Source organism: Dactylosporangium sp. NPDC000555, assembly GCF_040300025.1.
Classification (GTDB): Bacteria; Actinomycetota; Actinomycetes; order Mycobacteriales; family Micromonosporaceae; genus Dactylosporangium.
Window position 1 is genome coordinate 51,278 of record NZ_JBEPDB010000021.1, and the last position, 20,335, is coordinate 71,612.

Consider the following 20,335-nt stretch of genomic DNA (forward strand, 5'->3'; position numbering starts at 1 on the left):
TGGTTGTGCTCGTTACCCAGACAGGACAGCGGCGGCCCGCCACGGACCGAGATCCGTGGCGGGCCGTCGATCCGGGCTCAGCCCTGGACCACCTGTACGTTCGCGACGACTCCCCCGAACTCCTTACGGTCCGGATATACGAGACCGTTGGCGTCGACCGCATGGGCGTACAGGCTGCTATTGGTGCTCAACGAGCCGGCCGGCGCGGTGAGCCGAATGGTGAGGGATCGGTCCGCTCCCGCGCCGATGCCGGGCAGCGTGCAGTTCTGCGGGCTGTCGTGGTTGAGGGGGCAGTCCGTGCCCGGCTGTGACTGCCAACCGGCGTCGATGGAGAGGCCGAACCACACCTTGCCCGGTGTGGCGACCTTGGCCGCGTTGTGGATGTTCACCCGTAGGGTGCCCGCCCACGAGCCGTCGCTCTGCTTGGTCATGATCAGTCGGTCGGCGGTGATGACCAGATCGGTGACCTTCGGGTTGGGCCCGAACTCGGCCGGTCCGCCGGTCTGGGTGAACCGGCTGCCGTTCCAGCCGTACTCACGCCACTGGTGCTGGGATGCCTGCGCCATCTCACAGCAGGGCCGGAACTCGCCCACGTCGACCCGGACCTGGCCGTTGTCGCCGGCCTTGATCGCCCAGATCGTCATGATGTCCGAGCCCTCCTTCCCGGTGTTGCCGGCGGAGCCGACGACCTTGCCGAGGGTGACGATCTTGCCGGTGGTGTCCCGGTCGAGGGCGACGACCTGGTAGTCGCTGCCCTGCGGGCTGCACGAGATGAGGATGACCGTCTCCAGCGCCCCGTCGTGGTCGACGTCCACGTACACCGGGTCGCCCTGCAGCGCCGCCAGGCCGCGGTCCCCTGCCTTGCCACCGCTGAACTTCACCTTGCCGGTCGGGCAGATTTCGTCGAAGCCCTTGGGCCAGGCCGGGATGTTCAGCGTCGCGTTGCTCAGGTCCGCCTTGCTGATCCGGCCGTCCGGTGCCGCGGACCCGGCAACCGCCGGCGCCACGCTCGGCTCGAGCGATGCCGGATCGCTGGACGTGGCGCTGGGCAGGTCGCTGGGCGCGTCGCCGGTCACGGCCGGTGGTGGGCCGTGCGGGTCGCCGGTCACCGCCGCATACGCGGCCACCGGCGCGGCAACCGCTAGTGCGGCGAGTGCGGTCGCGGTGATCATCCGCACTCGGTGCCGGCGGTGCACGGTGTCGTGAGCCGCCGCGGTACCGGCGGGCTTGACGTGAGGTTCGACTTCGCCACGGAACTCCGCGAACGCGCTGGCGAGGAACTGGTCGTTGAAATCAGCCACGGTAGTTCTCCTTGTCGGTGAGTTGAGCTGCCAAAGCGATACGCCCGCGGTGCAGCCAGGATTTGACTGTCCCCTCGGCCACACCCTCCTGACGCGCGATGTCGCCGATCGGCAGATCGGCCAAATAGTGCAGGATCACCGCGCGGCGCTGCTGGGCCGGCAGTGTGCTCAGGGCCTGCGCCAGCGCCACCCGGTCCGGGCTGGGCGCCGCTACGTGCTCCTCGCGCTGCCGCCGAGCGAACTGCGCGGCGACCCGGGTCCGCCGCCACCGGCTGGTGGCCAGATTCCAGGCGACCCGTCGCACCCAAGCGGCCGGATCGTCCATGGCCGCGACGCGCTTCCACCGCGCCAACGCCCGGCAGAACGCTTCCTGCACCATGTCCTGCGCCGTGGCCATGTCGCCCGTGTACGCGAACAGCTGGATGCTCAGCGGCCGGAAGTGCGCCGCGTAGAAATCCTCGAACACAACATCGCGCGGCGGTCCATTGTCGGACAGGCTCCCAAGACTGCCCCCGTCAAGCAAGGTGACCACACTGCCCTTCCTTCCCATCGGCGACCGGCGATCCCCGGCCGTTCGACGACAACACGCAGGACCGCACCCTGAGGTTGCAGGTGACTCCTTGTCGCCCAGCCGACAGTTGCCGCCGAGGTCGGAAGATCCAGGCCCGGCAGGGGCAGCCCAAGAACGGGCCTGTGGCGAATTTAGCCGGAAAGGAAGAAATGGCGCCCATGGAAACAATTGGGCGCGAAACGCAATATGAGGGTGTGGCCGGCTCTGGGGGCGGTCACCGAGTGGTGAGCACGATCCGGAAGCGCGCCTGTCCGGCCATCATCCTCGCGTAGCCACGGTTCGCCTCCGCCATGGGCAACGTCTCCACGATCGGCCGCACACCTGTCAACGCGGCGAAGCGCAACGTGTCCTCGCTGTCCATGCCGGTACCGGACGCGTGGCCGGCCACCAGCCGACTGGCGAGGATGAGGTCGGCTGCGGACACCTGCAGGGGCTCGGTTGGCACACCGATCACGACCAGCCGCCCGCGTGGCCGCAGGCCGCCCACGGTCGCCGTTGTGGCCGCGGAGCTGGTGACCGTGGAGAGCACGGCGCGGGCGCCGCCCAGCCGTGCCAGTTCGGCGGCGACGTCGACAACCGTGCTGTCGAGGTAGTGGTGCGCGCCGAGCTGCCGGGCGAACTCGCCCTTCTCCTCGCCGCGAGCGATGGCCACCACCTCGAAGCCCATCTTGTTGGCGAACTGCACGCCGAGATGGCCGAGCCCACCCAGCCCGACGACGGCGACCAGGTCGCCCGCGCGGGCGCCGCTGCCGCGGAGCCCGTTGAAGCAGGTGACCCCGGCGCACATCAGTGGCGCGGCCTCGACGTCGGACAGCTCGTCCGGGATGGCCGCGAGGGCGTCGGCCGGAGCGAGGACGTACTCGGCATAGCCGCCGTCGGCCGACAGACCGGTGACCCGCGCGGCGCGGCACGAGATGAAGTCACCTTCTCGGCAGGGCGTACAGGTGAAGCAGGCGCCGCCGAACCACCCGATCCCGACACGCTGGCCGACCTGCCACTGCGCCACGCCGTCGCCGACCGCCTCGACCGTGCCCGCCACCTCGTGCCCGGGCGTGCGGGGATAGGCGCCGGCCATGCCGTCTTTGGTCATGACATCGCTGTGGCAGACGCCGCAGGCTGCGGTGCGCACCAGGACCTGCCAGTGTCCGGGCTGTGGAACCGGCCGATCGACCAGCTCGAAATCCGCTCCGGGCTTCGCCACCTGTACCGCGCGCATGCCCGCTCCCTTCGCCCGTCACCCGATGCTGAACCTGCACGCGCGTCTACCCGGCACCTGCTCGGCTAACCAGGGCCAACCACTGCGGTACGCCATCCTGACGACTGCGCGACGCAAACAGCTCACGAGCTGGCTGCTGTGTTCGCATTGCTGTCCAGACGGCCCCAGTGGGTGAGGTCGCGCCAGGTGCGCCGCCGGTGCGGGCCCACCGGAGATGGTTGCGTCGCGGCGGCGTGGCCGAGGCACACGATCATTTCGGGGCTCCACCGGGCGGGCAGGTTGAGGACTGCGCTGACGGCCGCTTTGCTGAACGAGGTGACCGGTCCAGACCCGAGGTCGAGCGCGTGGGCAGCCAGCAGGATCGTCTGCGCGGCGGTGCCAACATCGATGAAGAGACCGCTGCTCGTCGCCGAGAAGCCGTACTCCATGGCGCGTGCCACGTCGACGCAGATGACGACGGCCGCCGCCGGGCGTTGGAGCATGCCGGGCGAGACCATGCGCAGCACGCGTAGCGTCGCGGCATCATCGATCACGACGAAACGCTGCAGGCGGCGGTTGCCCGCGCTCGGGGCGTGCGCGGCGGCGTCCAGGATTCGCTCCAACTGGTCGCGCGGTACGGGCTCGCTCGTCATCGCGCGCACGGTTCGGCGCGTCCTGATGACCTCGAGCGCGTCACGGCTCACCGGGCACCCCGATCGATGCCGTATCGAGCGACGAGATGCTCTGCGAGGACGCGGCACACGGTGTCCAGCGAGGCCGCGTACCCGTCCGGGTCGGCCGAACGCGTCGCCGTCTGCGGCACGTGCTGGATCGGGCCCTCCAGCAGCGCGCGCGTCTCAGGTGACACCCGAGGCGTTATGTAGCCGGCAAGCCGCTGCGCGGCGGTCAGCAGCCGCAAGGGGCCGTACTCCGCGGCCTCGTCGAGCTGGGTTCGGGCGGCGGTGACAAGATAGGCGAGCAGCTCGAGCGCCTCGTCCTCGGTGAGCACCATCGTGGTGGGGCTACCCGCCTGGGTCCCGTCTACACCCTCGTCAGCGCTCGCGGCGTTCACCACGGGCGGACGACCAGGCTACCGTCGGGCTCGCCCAGGACCAGCATGGTGCGGCCGACGTCGACATAAACGGCGCAGGCGGTCTGCGGTAGCAGGTCGTCGGGCTCGACGCCGGTCTCCAGGTCGCAGCGGACCGCGATGAGGTCGCCATGGCTGTCGTCGGGGTTCTCGCCGAGGACCAGGGCAGCGGGCCGGCCCGCCGGGTCCAAGAACGCTTGGAGCACGTCGGCGCGGGCGAGGACCGGCAGCGGGGCCCGCAGGACCTCACCGGTGTGGGGGTCCCACTGGTGCAGCAGGCCGGAGTCGCAGCATCCGACGAGGACCTGACGATTATCGGCGCGGGTGAGCACGGTCAGGCCTGTGAGGGTCTCGGCGGCGGTGCGCTGCGGCGCGCTGACCGGCGAGCCGGTGGCCCCGTCCCAGCGGCGCAATGCACCGGTCTCGTCGCCGGAGATGATCGTGAGGTTGCCGTCGGGGCGGGTGGCGGTCGCGATCGCCCGCAGGGCCGGGGAGTGGCCGGGCATGGGCGGGCCGAGGCGTTCGCCGGTTGCCGCGTCCCAGCGGTGCACGTCGCCGTCGTAGCCCGCGCCCGCGGCCAGAACCCTGCCGTCCGGCAGCCGGGCGACCGTTACGTCGTAGAGGTCGACCGGGCCGGCACCCAGCGGCAGAATTTCGCCGGTGGCCAGGTCCAGGCGCTCGAGGCCTTCGTCGGTGGCGGCGAGCAACAAGGTGCGGCCGTCCGGGAGCGCGGCACCCGTCAACCGTGTCGCACGCACGTGCCAGGGGCGCTCCCGGTCGTCGACCCTGGCGCCGGTGCGGGCGTCGACGCAGCGCACCCGATGACCGGCGAGGGTGGCCAGCAGGATCCGGCCGTCGGCGGTGTGCACGACGGAGACGTACTGTGCGGGCTGTCCGTGCGGGAACACGGGCTCGCCGACCGTGACCGCGCCGCACGCGTCGAACCGGTGAATCGCGCCCTCGGAATCCGTAACCATCGATCAATCCAATGCTCGAACGCGACGGAGCCGCTCTGCGGCGTCAGCTCCCCCCACCGGCCGCGGCGGCCTGGGCGTTCCACATCGTGACGACCACGCCGAGCACGAAAATCTGCACCGGCAGCGGCAGGCCGGGCAGGTCGGCGTCGACGTCACCGCGCCAGGCGCTGGTGCGCCGCACCGAGCCGGCCCGGCGCCCGTCGACGACCAGTTCCTGCTCGTGGCCGAAGATCGAGGCGCGCCGGAAGTGGTACGTCCGGCCGGCTGCCTCGACGGTCCACTGTTTGCGGCCGACCCGCTCGGCCCCGGCTACCTGCGCGCCGGACTCGTCGACCATGGTGAACCGGCTGCCCCAGACGTTGCCGCGCACCTCGTAGCGCCGGCCGTCGAGCGTGAAATCGCCGCCCTTGTTCCACAGCCCGCCGTCCCACGTGATTACCGTGCGGCCGTCGGCGACGACCTCGTAACGGCTCCGCCAGACGCTGGTCCTCCTGGCCTGCAACATGCTGCCAGGGTAGCCGCAGCGGACAACCGGTCGTCCGCTACGCGCCGGTGTTCGTGGCCTCCAGCCAGGCCCGGGCGGCTAGCAACCGTCGGTTGCGGCGGCCGTCGCTCTCGAGCCCGAGCTTGGTGAAGATTCGCCGTAGATGGGTCTCGACGGTGCGCTGCGACAGGTGGAGGCGCTCGGCGATCGCAGCGTCGCGGGCGCCTGCGGCGACGAGGGCGAGAACCTCGCGTTCACGCGGGCTGAGCAGTTCGAGCCTGGGTGGCGACACCGTGGCCGGCTGCGGTGGCGTTGGCGGTACGACTGGCGGCCCCGGGAGTGGTGCGACGGGATGTACAACGGGCGGCACGGCGAACCCGGTCAGTGCGGAGGACGCCCGCCACCAGGCGACGCCGATGATGGCGGTGAGGGTTGCCACGGCGAGGCCGGAGAGCAGCGGCCCGGCGGGGCGGAGCGCAGCGCCGGTCCAGGTCGCGGCGAGCGTCACGCCGATGGCGGCGTATCCACCGAGCACCCCGGAGAGCAGCCAGCGCACCGCCTTCGGATTGGCCGCCGCGTCGGTGGACGCGATGAGCGCCATCGCCCCGACGAGGCAGCCGGCGGCCAGCGAGACCAGGTATGCGACGCTGCCGGCCGTCGGCGCGATGTCGCCGGGGTCGCTGGCCACAGCCGTGCCTATGCACACGATGATCAACAGGGGTGCCATCGCCGCGGCGGCAGCGTTCAGCGTGGCGCTCGCGCGTTCGTCCGCCGGGACGCGGACCGCGCGACGTGCCAGGAGCAGCACGGTGGCGAGCACCACGAAGCCGACGAGGCCACTGGCGACGTCTGTGACAACGGGTGTGTGCCAATCCTCCGGTGCCGCCGGCGGGTGACCGGCGAACGGACGCACGGGCTCCAGCACGAGTGCCATGCAGACGACCGCGCCGGCGACGACGCCGCCGAGCAGGATCGACCACCGGCGGGCGCGCGGTTCCGCCCGCAGTGCCGCGAGCTGCAGCACGGCGAGCGGTACGGGCCACCATCCGCCCCAGAGGCCGACGAGGAGAGGCGCCATACCGGACTCGGCGGTGACCGCGACGACGGCGAGCGTGCCGAGCACCAGGTACGCGAGGACGGCGATGGCCAGGGCGAGGAGCCAGCCGCCACCGGTACGGTCACCCCGGTCGGCCAGTCGTCGGGACAGCAGGGCGATCCCCATCGCGCCGCCCGCGAGGGCGAGCGTTGAGGCGGGATGGGTCGCATAACCGCCGGCGCCGTCGGCACGCGCGACGGCGAGCGTGACCACCGAGCCCAGTCCGAGCCACGCGACGAACAGGACAGGCCTGAGCCGCCGCCACCACCCCGGACCCCCCAGCCACATGCGTGCGTTGTGCATCGGCCCCCCAGGCAGTCCTCCGGGCGCGTATCCGGAAGCAAAGTTTAGCCGGACAGGGCGCTGGACCCGCGGATTCAGGGCTAGCCCGGACACCGCTGGGGCAACGTCAGGGCTGCTCCGGATACCGGCAATGACCCCGGCACGCGAGATTGCGTCGCGGGACCCACACATCCGATCAGAGAGGTATCCCGTGGTCGCTGCTCCTCCCGCTCGCCCCTATCCGATCCTGCCCGTCGTCGTCGCGGTCGTGCTGCTGCTGGTCGCGACGGTCACCTTCGTCGTCATCGACCCGCTGCTGGCCTGGGACGACGCCAACCCGCTGCTCGGTCGCGGCCGGCTGTTCCTGTACTTCACGACGCAGTCGAACGTGCTGGCGGTGACCGCCTGCGCCGTGTTCGGGGTCGCGCTGTTGCGTGGCCGGCATCCGGGTCAGGCGGCCGAGTATCTGCGCGGGCTCGCCGTGGTGGGCACGAGCATCACCGGGATCGTCGCCAACGCCCTGCTCGCTGAGCCGGGGGCGCCATGGAACCTCTCCGACTTCGTGCTCCACCAGGCGATGCCGGTCCTCATGGCCGTGTGGTGGATCGCCGTGCCACCCGCCCGGCCGCTGCCCTTCGCCGCGGCGGCGTTGTGGCTCGTACACCCGGCGATCTGGACCGCCATGGCCCTCACCTATGCGGCCGAGTCGAGCGACCACTGGTACCCGTACTTCTTCCTCGATCCCGCCGAGGCGGGCGGTTGGGTCGGTGTCGCGGTGTTCGTCGCGGTGATCCACCTCGTGATCGCCGTGCTCGGTCTGGGCGCCGTGCTCGCCAGCCGGGCACGGTGGACGGGCGCCGTGTGGAGAGCACTGCACCGGCTACGCCTATCTGCCCAAGATTGAGCGGGTTCGCTGAGTGCGGGTACTAGACTTTCAGCCATGGTCGACACCGAAGCCGTGTTCTTCGACCTACCGTTCGTCTTCACCATGACCCAGTGGCGGAGTTCAGCCGGCGGGCGACGGGCGAGGTGACAATGTCGGTTGCGCGGTTGCGGCGGCTGGTGGTGGACCTGCCGCCGTGGGCGGTCGACGTGTTCCTGGTGGTGATCGCCGGGGTCGCGACGGTGTACCGGATCGGGTACGGCGTGCTGCAAGCCGGCGATCGAGCGGCGGACGCCGTCGGGTACGGCATCGGAGTGGCGATGTCGGTCGCCCTGCTCGCCCGGCGCCGGTGGCCCGCGCTGACGTTGGGCATTGTCGCGGTGCTGTGGGTGTGTTATCACATGCTTGCTTACCCGGGCGGCGCTCCCGCGGTGCCGGTGTGGGTGGCGTTGTACTCGGTGGCGGTCACGTCGCAGCGGCGTGCCGGCCTGGCGGTGGCCGGTGGCCTGCTGGTGTCTGACGCGCTCGCCCGCACGGCACAGACCGGTGCTCGACTGTTCGACGCCGCGCTCGACAGTTCCACGCTGCTGTTCCTGGCCGCGCTCCTGCTCGGTGACGGGGTGCGCAGCCGGCGGGCTTGGCGTGCGGAGCACGAGGCACGCGAAGCGCTGCTGGCCGCGGAGCGTGAGCGGGCAACCGCGCAGATGCTCACCGAGGAGCGGCTGCGCATCGCCCGGGAGCTGCATGACGTTTCAGCGCACACGCTGGCGGTGATCTCGGTGCAGGCGAGTGTGGCCGCCGAACTGATCGATGACGACCCGAGACGAGCAGGTGAAGCGTTGGACGTGGTGCGTGGCGCATGCCGGGAGGCGATGGGCGAACTCCGCGCGGCGGTCGGCGTGTTGCGGTCCACCGACGTCATCGATGCCCACGGTGACGGTGCGCTGGACGTTTCGGCGCTGGCGCACGGGCTGGAGCGGTTGCAGGATCTGGCGACCGCGCACGGTCTGCGTGAACCGTCGATCGATATCAGTTACGTCGGCGACCGATGCCCGTTGCCGCGGTTGGTGGAGATCACCGCCTATCGGATCGTGCAGGAGTCGGTGACCAACGTCCTGCGGCACGCGAATGCCACCCGGGTCGACATCACGGTCGAGTTCCGCCGGGACGGTCTGGGGCTGGAGATCCGCGACGACGGCCGAGGCTCGCTCGCGTGGCGCGGCAATACGTCGCCGGGTGGCAACGGTCTGGTCGGCATGGCGGAACGGGCGGCGAGCCTCGGGGGGTCGCTCGACGCCGGTCCGGTCGGCGACGCCGGCGGTTTCCGGGTGCGGGCCTGGCTGCCGGTGGTGGTCTGACCGTGGCGATCCGGGTGCTGCTGGCCGACGACCAAGCGTTGGTCCGCGCGGGCTTTCGGGTGTTGCTGGAGCGCGCCGACGATATCGAGGTCGTCGGCGAGGCCGCTGACGGCGACGAGGCCATCATGCTGGCCCGGGCGCATCGACCTGATGTTGTCCTGATGGACGTGCGGATGCCGGGCACGGACGGGTTGACCGCCACCATGCGCCTGGTCGGCGACGAACGCCTGCCCGGCACGAAGGTGCTCATCCTGACCACGTTCGACCTCGATGAGTACGTCTTCGCCGCGTTGCACGCCGGTGCGAGTGGCTTCCTGCTCAAGGACGTCGAACCCGAGGAACTGCGCAACGCCGTGCGCGTTATCGCTGCCGGCGATGCCCTGCTCGCACCGAAGGTGACCCGCCGGCTCATCGCCGCGTTCGCCGGTCGCACCGGCCGGCAGGGCACGCCGCTGGAGCGCCTGGACACGCTGACCGCGCGTGAACGGCAGGTCGTCGCGCTCGTTGCCGACGGCCTGTCCAACCAGGAGATCGGCGACCGGCTCAACATGAGCCCGGCGACCGCCAAGACGCACGTCAACCGGGCGATGGCCAAGCTCGACGCCCGCGACCGGGCGCAGTTGGTGGTCATCGCCTACCAGTCCGGGCTGACCGGCATACCGCGGTTGCGGTAGTCGCCGTAGCGCGGACGCGGTACCGAGGTCGCAGCGCTGAGCGGACGGCCGCACGCCGACGGATTCCTACCGTTGATGGCATGACAACAACGAACATGACCACACGGGAATCGGTGGTGCGACTCCTGCGCCGCTGGCCCTGGCGCTCCTCGGGGATCGCCGGCGGTGTCGGACTCGCGCTGATGCTGCTGCTCTACGCCGGAGAGCCCCTGCGCGGCATCGCACTGGCCAGCACAACGAACATGGCAGCGGTGCTGTTCTTCCTGGTGGGCGGGGTGGTCTTGGCTGCGGGCGCCGGCACAGGCTCCCTGCTGTGGCGGCTGCTGGCACGTCCGTTCGCCATCGCGCTCGTCCCCGCACTGGCCTGCTGGTCCGTCATCGTGCTCCTCCGCGTCGCCATCCTCGCCGATGAGCCGCTCGCCGAGACCGTGTTCCAGGACGGCTTTGGCCGGGCGGTCGTGGTGTACCAGGCGGCCGCGTTCGCCGGCCTCGTGGCCGGCGCGGTCCGATGGGTCGCGTACCGCCTCACCGCCGTGCGGGAGGGCTGATGTACCGCCTGCGCAACATCGTCGCCGGCGCATGTCTCGTCGCCGCGCCCATATTCCAGGGCCTGTCCTCGTACTTCTGGAAGGACGGCTTCCAGGGCGTCAACACCGGCACGCTCATCATCCTGGCTACCGTCTGCTGGATCGTCGGCCTCACCGCCGTATTCCGTTCGATCGAGGACCGGGTTCCGCGGTACACCGCGCTCGCTCATCCACTTGCGATGTACGGCTGCGTCGGCGGCGCCACCTTCGGCATCCAGGGCATGCAGGAGGAACTCTTCAATGTCAGCCACGCCGAGGCCGTTCGACTGCTCGGTGAGCACCCGTCCGCCGCGTTCCTGGCGTTCTGGATCGCCGGCGTGCTGTTCCCCACGTCCGTTTTCGTCCTCGGCGCGGTCCTGATCCGAATCCGCGCCGTACCGCTCGCGGTCGGCCTGCTGACCTGCGCGGGTGCGGTGGCGTTCCCGCTCAGCCGCATCCCGCGGGTACCGGCTGTGGCGTATGCGGCGGACCTGTTGCTGCTGCTGCCGTTCGCGTACCTCGGCATACGCCTCGCCGCCCAGGCACTCGGCGCACGGGCGCAACACCACCAACAGCCCACCAACGGGGCGCTCAGTTAAGGAGAGCGACCACGGAGCTCACTGTTCACGCCTTGATCAGCCCGGCCAGCGGCTTGTCGAGCGGGCAGGTGCGAGCAGGTCATCTGTGGGCATGCAAGTCCGAGCTCGAGCGGGCGCTGCGGTAGCGCATACCGCACAGCAGAGGGGCCAGCGGTGATCCGCCGGCCCCTTGCGCTGTACGGCTGTGGTTCAGTCACCATGGCGGCGGAAGTAGACGTTGGACGGGGGCAGGGCCAGCGACATCGCGGCCGCGACGGCCGCGATCAGCCCGGCTGCGGCGAGCGACACCGTCGTGTGGATGTACCACGTCGGAAGCGCATCGTCAGCCCACCGACCATCGGCGCCGGCGAGCTCCTGGACCGTCGGCGCCGAACCATTGGAGGCGAGTTGTCGCGTGGGTAACATGCGTCCTCAGCTCCTGTTGCGCGGACGGCCCAGCAGCAGGGCCGGCACCGCATAGATCACGGCCAGGGACACTCCGCTCGCGACACCGTCCAGCACGAGGGACGTCGTGTCAGAGGCACATTGATCCATGGATTCGTAGCGGCACGTCATGGCGAGCTCATCGTGTACAAACAGGCTGATCAGACAGGAGACGAGCACCGTCACCGCCAGCACCGACAGCGACAGCCGGGCGGCGGTCACCGTGCCAGGGGCGTGGGTCCAACCGCATCCAGACACCACATCATGGTGCCCTGGCGGCGCTGGCCAAGCCGGCCGGACTTATGCAGTCGACGTCAGGTCGGTAGTACAGAAAGTCGCGGGCTGTTTTCGGCCCGCACCGTCGTCGATACCTTTGTGTCGACGACGGTGGAGGGGCGGTTCCCGTCACTGTGGGAAGTCCGGCAGGGCCGCTACGGCTTGCGGGCCACACCTGCCCAGTAGTAGGCGGCCTTGTCGTCGGCCGGAGGCGCGCCCTCGGGGCGCCAGCCCATCACCGGCGCCAGACCGGGCTCGATCAGCTCCCAGCCGTCGAAGAACCGCTCCACCTCGGCGTGGGTGCGCGGCACCAGCGTCATGTGCCCGTGCGTGGCCGCTGCCACCGCTGCGGCCATTTCGGCTGGATTGAAGTCCTGCGTCGGATGGGTGATCGTGAGATAACTGCCTGACGGCAACGCGTCCATCAGCACCCGGACCTTGCCGATCGGGTCGTCCTCGTCGCGCATCAGCATCAGGATCGCGATCAGCGTCAACGCCACCGGCTGATCGAGGTCAAGCGTGCCGGTCAACGTCGGATCAGCCATGATTTTGGCTGGCTCTCGCAGGTCGGCGTGAATGTACTCGCTGCGCCCCTGCGGGGTGCTGACCATCAGCGCGCGGGCGTGTGCCAGCACGATCGGGTCGTTGTCGACGTAGACCACCCGGGTCTGCGGCGCGAGCCGCTGGGCGACCTCATGCAGGTTCGGCGGGGTGGGAATGCCGGTGCCGACGTCCAGGAACTGGCGGATGCCGGCCTCGGTGACCAGGTATCGCGCCACCCGGTGGACGAACCGCCGGTTCTCCGCCGCCATGTCGCGCAGCCCCGGGATCGCCTGGATCATCGCGGCACCCATCGCCCGGTCAACCGCGAAGTTGTCCTTGCCGCCGAGCCACCAGTCGTAGACCCGCGCCGAGTGTGGTATCGACGTGTCTACCCCGACTGGCGCCTGCGCGTCTTCCGACACGATGACCGTCCCTTCGCCGGACGAATTGACGTCGATAGCGTACCCGGCCGACCGGCGCGGCGGTTGCCGGGCGGGCTGTCGAGCGTGGCTTGGCCGTCGAGCCCGTCAAGCCCGACATGCGGCTGCGCGGCCTGCGACTCAAGTGGCGATTTGTCCGCGCCTGTCCGGGTTTGGTCCAGTATTTCGATACTGTCCGCAGTGCAGATGAACCAGGCGTGTTGAGTGTGCCGACCGGACTGTCCAGCCCCCAACGCTTTGCCCGCCGCCGTGCGACGGATTTCATCGCCATGCTGCAGTTACTGCCGACCGCCTACCTGACGCCCGACGGCACCCGCCGGGCCGCGAGGTGCGGCCCGGCGGGTGTGTGGGGGTCAGGTCAGGCGGTGGTGATGGAGACCGGCCATTGCCCTCCGGTGTTGGCGGCAGCGACGGTGTTGGCGTGGACGCCGGTGTTGCCGGTGTGCCAGCCGGTGTTGTCGCCGTAGATTTGTTGGAGGGTGCCGTTGCGGATGGCCATGGTGTCGAGATGGGCGCGGCCCATGTCGACGGCGGTGATGGCTTCGGCGGTGATGCCGGTGTCGCCGTCGTGCCAGCCGGTGCTGTCGGCCCAGACTTCGTGGATGGTGCCGCCGCGGATGGTCATGGAGGTGGGCCAGACGCCGCCGCGGTAGACGGCGGAGACGGTGGTCGCGGGGATGCCGGTGGAGGCCTTGTGCCAGCCGGTGGCGTCACCGTAGATCTGGTAGAGGACGCCGTTGTCGATGGCCATGGTTTGGGGCCAGGTGCCGCCGGTGTTGACGGCGGAGATGGCTGCGCCGACAGGCAGGGTGATGCCGGTGGAGGCCTTGTGCCAGCCGGTGGCGTCACCGTAGATCTGGTAGAGGACGCCGTTGTCGACGGCCATGGTTTGGGGCCAGGTGCCGTTCGTCTTGACGGCGGAGACGGTGGCGCTGTCCGACAGGGGAATGCCGGTGTCGCCGTCGTGCCAGCCGGTGGCGTCGCCGTAGATCTGGTGTAGGGTGCCGTTGCGGACGGCCATGATCTGCGGGTGGCTGTTGCCGGCCATGGCCACGGCCGAGTAGGCGCGTGTGGTGAGGTTCAGCGACCCGTCGTGCCAGCCGGACGAGTCCCCATACACCTCACGCAATGTCCCGCCGGACGAGTCGTCCACGATGCGGTAATACCGGATCGGCGTGTAGTTGCGCCAGTTGAAGTTCGTCGGCTCGCCCTCGATGGTGTTACCGGCGGAGCCAGTCTCCTGAATCACAACCGGCCGGGTGCGCGCGCTGTCCGCCCAGCGGACGAACAGCGCGACATGGCTGCCGTCGGAGGTGCCGTCGTGGTGCAGCAGGGCATCGCCGGCCTGCAGCTGTGCCGCCGCGATCGGCGTGCTGACCCGGTCGAGATTGCCGGTCCACCAATCGTGGCCGTAGCCCCCGAGGCCCCACGCCATGGCCACCATGCCGGAGCAGTCCGTACGGTAGTCGCCGTAGACGTTGCGGTAGCAGCGGCCCTGGCTGTACGGCGTCTTGCCGACCCAGCTCCGCGCACGCGCGACCGCGTTGGAACGGGTCATCCACTGGTTCTCCGCGCCGTTGTAGCCGCAGGTCACTGTCGCCAGCGCCGGCGGGAGGGCGGCAGTCGACGACGACTGATCGGTGCCGGCATGTGCGGGGACGGTGCCGAGGAGCGCGGCGGCAATCGCGCCGGCGACGGCGACACCAGCGCGCAGCGCCATTCCGGTTCGGGGAAGTGCGTCAATGGACATTCGAGTCCTTTCCGATGATTGTCGGCATTCGCTCGGGCCGTTCGCCCGGCGGTGCAGACAGCATTCGTGGAAGGACTTGACGGCGACCGTACGCTGCGGTTCCCGCACCGGACCGTAGGATGTATTCGCAGTTCACGCTCATTCGGCTCGGTGAAGGTGACCGTGACTTGCGGGGCGCCATCCGCATCAAACCCGCACTATGATGCATTCACATCAGACATTACGGGGGACGGCAGTGAAAGACGCCCACGACGGGCCGCCTGTCCATTTTGGCCATTTGTTGCGCACTTGGCGCGAGGTCGCCGCGCTCACCCAGCGGGAGCTGGCCTCCCTCGCCGACATCAGTGCGGCGGCCGTTCGGGACCTGGAACAGCGCCGCACGCTGTACCCGCATCCAGCCTCGGTCCGCCGACTGTGTGAAGCGCTCGGCCTCACCGGCGACGACGCCGAGGCGTTGCGCCGCGCAGCGGTCCGGCCGACCGCTCCGGCCGAGCGGTTCGACACCACCGCCATCCGCCCGGTACGCATCCTGGTCCTCGGCCCGATCGCCGTGCAGCACGGCGATACCGAGGCGCAGTTCGGCGCGGACCGACAGCGTACCCTGCTGGGCCGGCTGGCGCTGACCCCCAACGAGGCGGCGCCCCGTGCGGAATTGATCGACCTGTTGTGGCCAGACGAGCCGCCGGAGTCGGCAGTCAGCCTGGTGCAGACCTATGTGACACGGTTGCGTCGCCTGCTCAACCCGTCGGCGGCTGGCCCCTCCCGGGCCGGGATGCTGCGGTCCGGGCCCACCGGATATCTGCTGCGGGCCGACGCCGACCAACTCGACCTGCTGCGGTTCCGCGAGCTGGTCGATCAGGCACGCGACGCGCGGCCGCCCGCCGCGCTGGATCTGCTCGACAACGCACTGGCGCTCTGGCGGGGAGCCCCCGCTGGGGACGTCGGGCAGCTGCTCGGCCATCCCCGCTCTCTCAGCCTGACCAACGAGCGCATCGAAGCGGCGCTGCAGCAGGCGGAGATCGCCGACAGGTTGGGCTGCCACGGCCGGTCGCTCACCGCGCTGCGGACGCTGAGCGAGGAGCATCCGTTGCACGAGCCGCTGTGGGGTTGGCTGATGCTGGCCTTGGCGGCCAGCGGCCTGCAGGCCGCGGCGTTGGACGCATACGAGCGGATCCGCGGCAGGCTCGCCGACGAACTGGGCATCGATCCCGGGCCAGAACTCGCCCAGTTCCACCGCCGGGTGCTGCGCCAGCACTGGTCACGCACCAGTATCGAGGTGCCGCCGCCCGAGCCGGATGTGCCGCAAGTGGTGTCCGTCGAGGGGAACCGGCCGTTCCAGACTCCCGCACCGGTCGCCGATTTCACCGGACGAGAGGCTCAGTTGCGGCTGCTGTGCGAGCTGCTGCGGCGCGGGCCCTCGGGACCGGCACCCATTTCGGTGATGATCTGCGCCATCGCCGGGCCCGGCGGCGTCGGCAAGACCAGCCTCGCGGTGCAGGCGGCGCACCTCGTGCGCGACGACTATCCCGACGGGCAGCTCTACGCCGACCTGCGGGGCGACGGCCTGCACCCGCTCCGCCCGATCGAGGTGCTCAGCCAGTTGCTGCGTGCGCTGGGTGTCACCGCCGCGCTCATTCCCACCGACGAAGCGGAATGCTCCGCGCTGTACCGCTCGACGCTCGCCGCCCGGCGAGTCCTGATCGTGCTCGACAACGCCCGCGACGCCCGGCAGGTCCGGCCGTTGCTGCCCGGCTGGGGCGGCTGCGGCGTCATCGTCACCAGCCGGCGTCGCATGGTAGACCTAGAAGCCGCGAACGCCATCGACCTCGAGACGATGCCGGTCGACGAGGCGGTCGACCTCTTCGCAAAGATCGCCGGGCCGACCCGGGTCTTCGACGACCCGGTCACCGCCGCGGCGGTCGCGCGGATGTGCGGCGGGCTTCCGCTGGCCGTGCGCATCGCGGGTGCCCGGCTTGCGAACCGCCCGAACTGGACGGTCGACACCCTCGCCCGGCGCCTCGGCGACGAGGTGCGGCGTCTCGACGAGCTACGCGCAGGTGACCTGCAGGTCGGCGCCACCTTCCAGCTCAGCTACCAGGATCTCGCCGAGCCCACGGCCAAGGCGTTCCGACTGCTTGCCGTCGGGCCGATCAACGAGTGGTCGGTGCCCGCCGCGGCGGCACTGCTCGGCCTGCGTCAGCACGAAGCCGAGGACGTCCTTGACGACCTCGTGGACGGCAGCCTGCTGCTGACGCCGGCGCCGGGCCGGTACCTCTTCCACGATTTGCTGCGACTCTACGCCCGCAACCTGTCACTGACCGACGACGGCCCGATCGAGCAGGCCGACGCGCTCGAACGGCTGTATACCTTCTACGCCGACCGAGTCGCGGAGACCGCCACGTTGCAACACCCCAACATGGTGCGGCTGCTGGGGGCCAGCGGTGCCACGGGGCAGTTCGGCGACCGCGACGAGGCGTTGTTGTGGCTGGACACGGAACTACCCGAGGTGGTCTCGATCATCGAGCACGCGTCACGGCAGGGCCCGAGACCGTTGGCGTGGACTCTTGCCGACAAGCTGAGGGGTTACTTCTTCAGCACCCGGCAGGCCACCCAGTGGTTCGCCACCGGCAAGGCAGGGCTCAGCGCTGCCCAGCAGGCGGGTGACCGGCGTGCCCAGGCCGCGATGTACCAGACACTGGGCCAGGCGCACTGGTCGATTGGTGAATTCAGGCAGTCGCTGCGGCAGTACCGGCTAGGTCTGGCCCTGGCGGAGTCGACCAGCTGGTTCGCGGCCGTGAGCTACATCAACCACAACATCGGCCTGGTGCACCTGGCACTGGGAGAGCCGGAACAGGCCCGGAAGGCATACCTGGAGGCACTGGCGGGCTGCCGTGCGCACGGGCACGACTACGTGGAGGCGGTCACCCTCAACGACCTCGGCATGATGTGCTGGGAGCTGGGCCAGTTCGCCGCAGCCGCCGCATACCTCGCCGACGCCCTCACATTGAACCAGCGGGGCGGCAACCTCGACGGCGAGGGCATAAACCGACATAACCTCGGCCTCGTACTGCGTGAGATGGGCCGGTTCGACGAGGCACTGGTGCAGTTCGAACACTGCGAAGGAATTCATCGACGGCTCGGTTCGCGGTATGCGGCTGCCAGCGTGCTGGAGCAGTTGGCGTTGCTGTACGCGGAGACCGGGCATCCGCAGGAGAAGGTGATCGACACAGCCCGCTTCGGCCTCGAACTGATACGGGCGACGCACGACCGGCCCGGGCTGGGCGGCATGCTCGTCACGCTGGGCTCGCTGCTGTTCGACGCGGGCCAGCCCGACGAGGCGGCGCAGTGCATGCGAGACTCATATGTGCTGGCGCAGGCGGTGGGCGCCCCCTACCTGCAGACCAGAGCTCTGATCGGCCTCGCCACCGCGCATCTGTACGACGGCGCGGTGCGGGAGGCCGGTAACGCCGCACAGGAGGCGTTGCGGCTCGCCCGCAAGGGTGGCTACCGCATGCTGGAGGCCGACGCGCTGGTGGCATGTGCGCAGTCCGGCTGCGGCAGCCAGCGGGACCTCTACGAGCAGGCTTTGCGGATCAGTGTCGACGCAGGCGCCCAGAGCCGCGTGGCGCGAATCGAGCGGCTCATGCGGAGCGCCAACCGGGACCGAACCATGGTCAATGGTCGTGAGAAACGACCGCACGTCGGTTGATCAAGACGCAGGCACCAGGAGCATCGTCACACTTGTGCTCGTCGCCTGGCAGCGTCAGCCTCGGGGTCATCCCACAGGCAGCACCACGCCGCGCCTTCGCGTCCGTAGGCTTCTGGATCTACGACGACCACCTGGTCGGCATCGAAACCCCCACAGCGGGCCTGGAAATCACCCAGCCACGAGGGGTCCAGATGTACGGCAGGATGTTCAATCAGCTCCACAGCCTTGCCATATACGGCCAAGCAGCGCGAGCCCTGATCCAAGCCGCGGCCGACACTGATCAATCGCGCTAGTGTCGACAACTGCGAACACCAGCCCCGATGCGCTGCGGCCTGCCAGGCCACCAAGACCATGCCGATCTCCGCCAGTGACCGGCTCGCTGCGCCGGTCGACGTCGAGGTCGGCGACCGAGTGACGGCCGAACGCTATCGCCCCCGGCGCAGCGGCTCGAGATCGCCGGTGAACTGGAACAACCCCTGCAGGGCGTCCAGCGCGGCCGCGCCGCGTGCAGGGCCTGAGCCGCGCCGGTCGCAACGAAGGTGCCAGCGCGGATCATGCCGGACTATCTCCGATGCCATCAGTGCTTGGCCCAGAGCAACACAGCTGCAGCGCCACCGGCAGCACGGGCGGCAGCGACCGGCACGCTACACCCCTGCTGCGGGTCGAGCGGCAGGTGGCGAGCCTGCAGCGGAGTTCCCGAACGACAATTGGACTCACCGCAAGCTCTACGACGACCACGAGGGGACCGCGGCCGCCGAGACCGTTGAGGGTCGCCTGATCAAACGTTTCGCTTGGGCGAGCAACAGCCGGCGGCGCCGGCGAACCCGAAAGTGAAGGGCAAACCGTGACCGAGCAGGAGTTCTGGGAACTGATCCACGGGGTTGGCGGGTTGGCTGGCTTCCTTGACGGGGGGCAGGAGAACCTTGTCGCCGCGCTCGCCGCCCGTAGCCCTGGCGACCTTGAAGATTTCGCTGACCACCTGGCGGGCGTACTGTTCCGGCTCGACCGCGCCGACCTGGCGCGGCAGCCGGCGAAGGATAGCGCCGAGCGGCACCGGCCGGTGGAGATGTCCGCCGACACATTCCTATATGCGCGGTGTGCCGTGGTCCTCGCCGGCCGCGAGCGGTACCTGGAGGTGCTTGCCGACCCGGCTGCGTTTCGGGATTTCACCGACGTGGTGAGCCAGCACGCGGACGGACTGCTCGAAGTGGCCCCCGAGGCGTACGAGGAGGCCACCGGCGACGAGTGGTCGCACGTCGAGCCGTTCGACTACGAGACCGGCTCGAACAAGGAGGGTTGGGCCCGCCGGCCCTGAGGAGACTGCGCCTGCCGAGTACCTCGTCCGTGCAGCCCAAGCGGCATGTTGATTCTCGTGTAGGACGCCTCGGAGTCAGTCTCGTCGGCGTATGTCCGAGGTGAGCCTCCAGTTCTTGGTCTTCGACAAGGAGGAGTTCCCACCGTGCACGGTCAGCTGGTTCCGCACGAGCTGTATCTTCTGCACGAATACTGAATGGCGCACAACTATGTCTTGAAAGGCACCGGCGGCCCTCACAGCATTTCCTGATCTCAGGGAACTGGCGGCGTACGGAGATACGAGATGAGCAGCCTAGCCAAACTTGTCCGACGGCCAGCGGTCGTCATCATCGCAGTGGGCGTCGTCACCCTCGTCGCCGGACTGGCGATCGTCGGGGTGAAACTGTTCAGCCGGGATGAGCGGGCCTATCCAGGCAGCGATCGGGGCACACTGGAGGAGGGGCTACGGTGGGCGCACGTTGCGCTCCCTGCGTGCGCCGAGCATGCGGTGCGGTACGCCGCCCACTCGGACGGGGTCGGGTTCTCCAGCTCGTTCTACCTGCGCCTGTCCGTGCCCCGGCCGTGCGCGGAGGACTTCCTCGCGTTGAACCGGTTCACCGGGTCCGCCACCGTGAAGCCTGCGCGGTTCGTCTCGACCGTGCCCGCCGAGTGGGGATGGCCGCGAAACGCCGCTAAGCAGTTCTCCGTCATCGACGTCGACTACGCCACCACAACACCGCTGGACGTGGATGTCGCGACCGACCTCGACGCCGAGCCGGCCGACGTGTTCGTCCGCGTCGGCAACGCTTGAAGCCTGGATAAGGT

General features: G+C 69.7%; 21 protein-coding genes. 9 read left to right on the forward strand and 12 right to left on the reverse strand.

Annotated features, from left to right (window positions below; all coding sequences use genetic code 11):
• Window positions 1-77 precede the first annotated feature (77 nt).
• The 8 genes from ABT297_RS15910 to ABT297_RS15945 all read right to left on the reverse strand — a co-directional run bounded on the left by ABT297_RS15910 (window position 78) and on the right by ABT297_RS15945 (window position 7,002).
• Window positions 78-1,301 carry a hypothetical protein gene (locus ABT297_RS15910; protein WP_350549425.1) on the reverse strand — a complete coding sequence of 408 codons (1,224 nt, stop codon included), beginning with the start codon at window positions 1,299-1,301 and terminating at the stop codon, window positions 78-80.
• On the reverse strand, window positions 1,294-1,851 hold the full coding sequence (locus ABT297_RS15915; protein ID WP_350549427.1) for a SigE family RNA polymerase sigma factor: 558 nt from the start codon (window positions 1,849-1,851) through the stop codon (window positions 1,294-1,296). The genes ABT297_RS15910 and ABT297_RS15915 overlap by 8 nt, the downstream gene beginning before the upstream one ends.
• Window positions 1,852-2,086: 235 nt before the next feature.
• Window positions 2,087-3,088: an alcohol dehydrogenase catalytic domain-containing protein gene (locus tag ABT297_RS15920; protein ID WP_350549428.1), complete on the reverse strand. Its 1,002-nt coding sequence runs from the start codon at window positions 3,086-3,088 to the stop codon at window positions 2,087-2,089.
• A 122-nt stretch (window positions 3,089-3,210) separates the two neighbouring features.
• Complete coding sequence (locus ABT297_RS15925; protein WP_350549430.1) at window positions 3,211-3,828, reverse strand: nitroreductase family protein; 618 nt, start codon at window positions 3,826-3,828, stop codon at window positions 3,211-3,213.
• On the reverse strand, window positions 3,768-4,079 hold the full coding sequence (locus ABT297_RS15930; RefSeq protein WP_350549432.1) for a DUF6092 family protein: 312 nt from the start codon (window positions 4,077-4,079) through the stop codon (window positions 3,768-3,770). The genes ABT297_RS15925 and ABT297_RS15930 overlap by 61 nt, the downstream gene beginning before the upstream one ends.
• Window positions 4,080-4,135: 56 nt before the next feature.
• Entirely contained in the window at window positions 4,136-5,134 is a 999-nt protein-coding gene (locus ABT297_RS15935; protein WP_350549434.1) for a WD40 repeat domain-containing protein, read from the reverse strand.
• 43 nt (window positions 5,135-5,177) lie between these two features.
• Window positions 5,178-5,639, reverse strand: coding sequence for a hypothetical protein (locus ABT297_RS15940; RefSeq protein ID WP_350549436.1), 462 nt, complete (start codon window positions 5,637-5,639; stop codon window positions 5,178-5,180).
• Between the two features lie 37 nt (window positions 5,640-5,676).
• Window positions 5,677-7,002, reverse strand: a complete 1,326-nt coding sequence (locus ABT297_RS15945) for a helix-turn-helix transcriptional regulator (protein ID WP_350549438.1) — start codon at window positions 7,000-7,002, stop codon at window positions 5,677-5,679.
• A 205-nt stretch (window positions 7,003-7,207) separates the two neighbouring features.
• On the opposite strand from ABT297_RS15945, the gene ABT297_RS15950 reads away from it, so the two are divergent.
• The 5 genes from ABT297_RS15950 to ABT297_RS15970 all read left to right on the forward strand — a co-directional run bounded on the left by ABT297_RS15950 (window position 7,208) and on the right by ABT297_RS15970 (window position 11,076).
• A complete protein-coding gene (locus ABT297_RS15950) occupies window positions 7,208-7,900 on the forward strand; it encodes a Pr6Pr family membrane protein (RefSeq protein WP_350549440.1) in 693 nt (230 codons plus the stop codon).
• A gap of 92 nt (window positions 7,901-7,992) precedes the next feature.
• On the forward strand, window positions 7,993-9,237 hold the full coding sequence (locus tag ABT297_RS15955; RefSeq protein WP_350549442.1) for a sensor histidine kinase: 1,245 nt from the start codon (window positions 7,993-7,995) through the stop codon (window positions 9,235-9,237).
• A 2-nt stretch (window positions 9,238-9,239) separates the two neighbouring features.
• Window positions 9,240-9,911: a response regulator transcription factor gene (locus ABT297_RS15960; RefSeq protein WP_350549444.1), complete on the forward strand. Its 672-nt coding sequence runs from the start codon at window positions 9,240-9,242 to the stop codon at window positions 9,909-9,911.
• Window positions 9,912-9,991: 80 nt separating this feature from the next.
• Complete coding sequence (locus ABT297_RS15965; RefSeq protein WP_350549446.1) at window positions 9,992-10,459, forward strand: hypothetical protein; 468 nt, start codon at window positions 9,992-9,994, stop codon at window positions 10,457-10,459.
• Window positions 10,459-11,076 (forward strand): hypothetical protein, encoded by a 618-nt coding sequence (locus ABT297_RS15970; RefSeq protein ID WP_350549448.1) that lies wholly within the window; start codon window positions 10,459-10,461, stop codon window positions 11,074-11,076. Before ABT297_RS15965 ends, ABT297_RS15970 begins: the two co-directional genes overlap by 1 nt.
• 189 nt (window positions 11,077-11,265) lie before the next feature.
• Here the strand turns inward: ABT297_RS15970 and ABT297_RS15975 are convergent, their stop codons facing one another.
• The 4 genes from ABT297_RS15975 to ABT297_RS15990 all read right to left on the reverse strand — a co-directional run bounded on the left by ABT297_RS15975 (window position 11,266) and on the right by ABT297_RS15990 (window position 14,508).
• Window positions 11,266-11,481, reverse strand: coding sequence for a hypothetical protein (locus tag ABT297_RS15975; RefSeq protein WP_350549450.1), 216 nt, complete (start codon window positions 11,479-11,481; stop codon window positions 11,266-11,268).
• Window positions 11,482-11,487: 6 nt separating this feature from the next.
• Window positions 11,488-11,721, reverse strand: a complete 234-nt coding sequence (locus ABT297_RS15980) for a hypothetical protein (RefSeq protein WP_350549452.1) — start codon at window positions 11,719-11,721, stop codon at window positions 11,488-11,490.
• A 209-nt stretch (window positions 11,722-11,930) separates the two neighbouring features.
• Complete coding sequence (locus tag ABT297_RS15985) at window positions 11,931-12,743, reverse strand: SAM-dependent methyltransferase (RefSeq protein WP_350549497.1); 813 nt, start codon at window positions 12,741-12,743, stop codon at window positions 11,931-11,933.
• A 373-nt stretch (window positions 12,744-13,116) separates the two neighbouring features.
• Window positions 13,117-14,508 (reverse strand): NlpC/P60 family protein, encoded by a 1,392-nt coding sequence (locus ABT297_RS15990; protein ID WP_350549454.1) that lies wholly within the window; start codon window positions 14,506-14,508, stop codon window positions 13,117-13,119.
• A gap of 199 nt (window positions 14,509-14,707) precedes the next feature.
• Between ABT297_RS15990 and ABT297_RS15995 the strand changes: the two genes are divergently transcribed.
• The 4 genes from ABT297_RS15995 to ABT297_RS16010 all read left to right on the forward strand — a co-directional run bounded on the left by ABT297_RS15995 (window position 14,708) and on the right by ABT297_RS16010 (window position 20,321).
• Window positions 14,708-18,217 carry a BTAD domain-containing putative transcriptional regulator gene (locus ABT297_RS15995; protein WP_350549456.1) on the forward strand — a complete coding sequence of 1,170 codons (3,510 nt, stop codon included), beginning with the start codon at window positions 14,708-14,710 and terminating at the stop codon, window positions 18,215-18,217.
• Between the two features lie 32 nt (window positions 18,218-18,249).
• Window positions 18,250-18,510, forward strand: a complete 261-nt coding sequence (locus tag ABT297_RS16000; RefSeq protein ID WP_350549499.1) for a Scr1 family TA system antitoxin-like transcriptional regulator — start codon at window positions 18,250-18,252, stop codon at window positions 18,508-18,510.
• Between the two features lie 551 nt (window positions 18,511-19,061).
• Complete coding sequence (locus ABT297_RS16005; RefSeq protein ID WP_350549458.1) at window positions 19,062-19,532, forward strand: DUF4240 domain-containing protein; 471 nt, start codon at window positions 19,062-19,064, stop codon at window positions 19,530-19,532.
• A 282-nt stretch (window positions 19,533-19,814) separates the two neighbouring features.
• On the forward strand, window positions 19,815-20,321 hold the full coding sequence (locus ABT297_RS16010; RefSeq protein WP_350549460.1) for a hypothetical protein: 507 nt from the start codon (window positions 19,815-19,817) through the stop codon (window positions 20,319-20,321).
• The last annotated feature ends 14 nt before the right edge of the window (window positions 20,322-20,335 follow it).

What these genes read in the sequence shown, in the direction of transcription:
- ABT297_RS15915 (WP_350549427.1), bottom strand. Translation starts at nt 1,851, where the DNA reads ATGGGAAGGAAGGGCAGTGTGGTCACCTTGCTTGACGGGGGCAGTCTT.
- ABT297_RS15920 (WP_350549428.1), bottom strand. Translation starts at nt 3,088, where the DNA reads ATGCGCGCGGTACAGGTGGCGAAGCCCGGAGCGGATTTCGAGCTGGTC.
- ABT297_RS15930 (WP_350549432.1), bottom strand. Translation starts at nt 4,079, where the DNA reads ATGGTGCTCACCGAGGACGAGGCGCTCGAGCTGCTCGCCTATCTTGTC.
- ABT297_RS15935 (WP_350549434.1), bottom strand. Translation starts at nt 5,134, where the DNA reads ATGGTTACGGATTCCGAGGGCGCGATTCACCGGTTCGACGCGTGCGGC.
- ABT297_RS15940 (WP_350549436.1), bottom strand. Translation starts at nt 5,639, where the DNA reads ATGTTGCAGGCCAGGAGGACCAGCGTCTGGCGGAGCCGTTACGAGGTC.
- ABT297_RS15945 (WP_350549438.1), bottom strand. Translation starts at nt 7,002, where the DNA reads ATGTGGCTGGGGGGTCCGGGGTGGTGGCGGCGGCTCAGGCCTGTCCTG.
- ABT297_RS15965 (WP_350549446.1), top strand. Translation starts at nt 9,992, where the DNA reads ATGACAACAACGAACATGACCACACGGGAATCGGTGGTGCGACTCCTG.
- ABT297_RS15970 (WP_350549448.1), top strand. Translation starts at nt 10,459, where the DNA reads ATGTACCGCCTGCGCAACATCGTCGCCGGCGCATGTCTCGTCGCCGCG.
- ABT297_RS15975 (WP_350549450.1), bottom strand. Translation starts at nt 11,481, where the DNA reads ATGTTACCCACGCGACAACTCGCCTCCAATGGTTCGGCGCCGACGGTC.
- ABT297_RS15990 (WP_350549454.1), bottom strand. Translation starts at nt 14,508, where the DNA reads ATGTCCATTGACGCACTTCCCCGAACCGGAATGGCGCTGCGCGCTGGT.
- ABT297_RS15995 (WP_350549456.1), top strand. Translation starts at nt 14,708, where the DNA reads ATGATGCATTCACATCAGACATTACGGGGGACGGCAGTGAAAGACGCC.
- ABT297_RS16010 (WP_350549460.1), top strand. Translation starts at nt 19,815, where the DNA reads ATGAGCAGCCTAGCCAAACTTGTCCGACGGCCAGCGGTCGTCATCATC.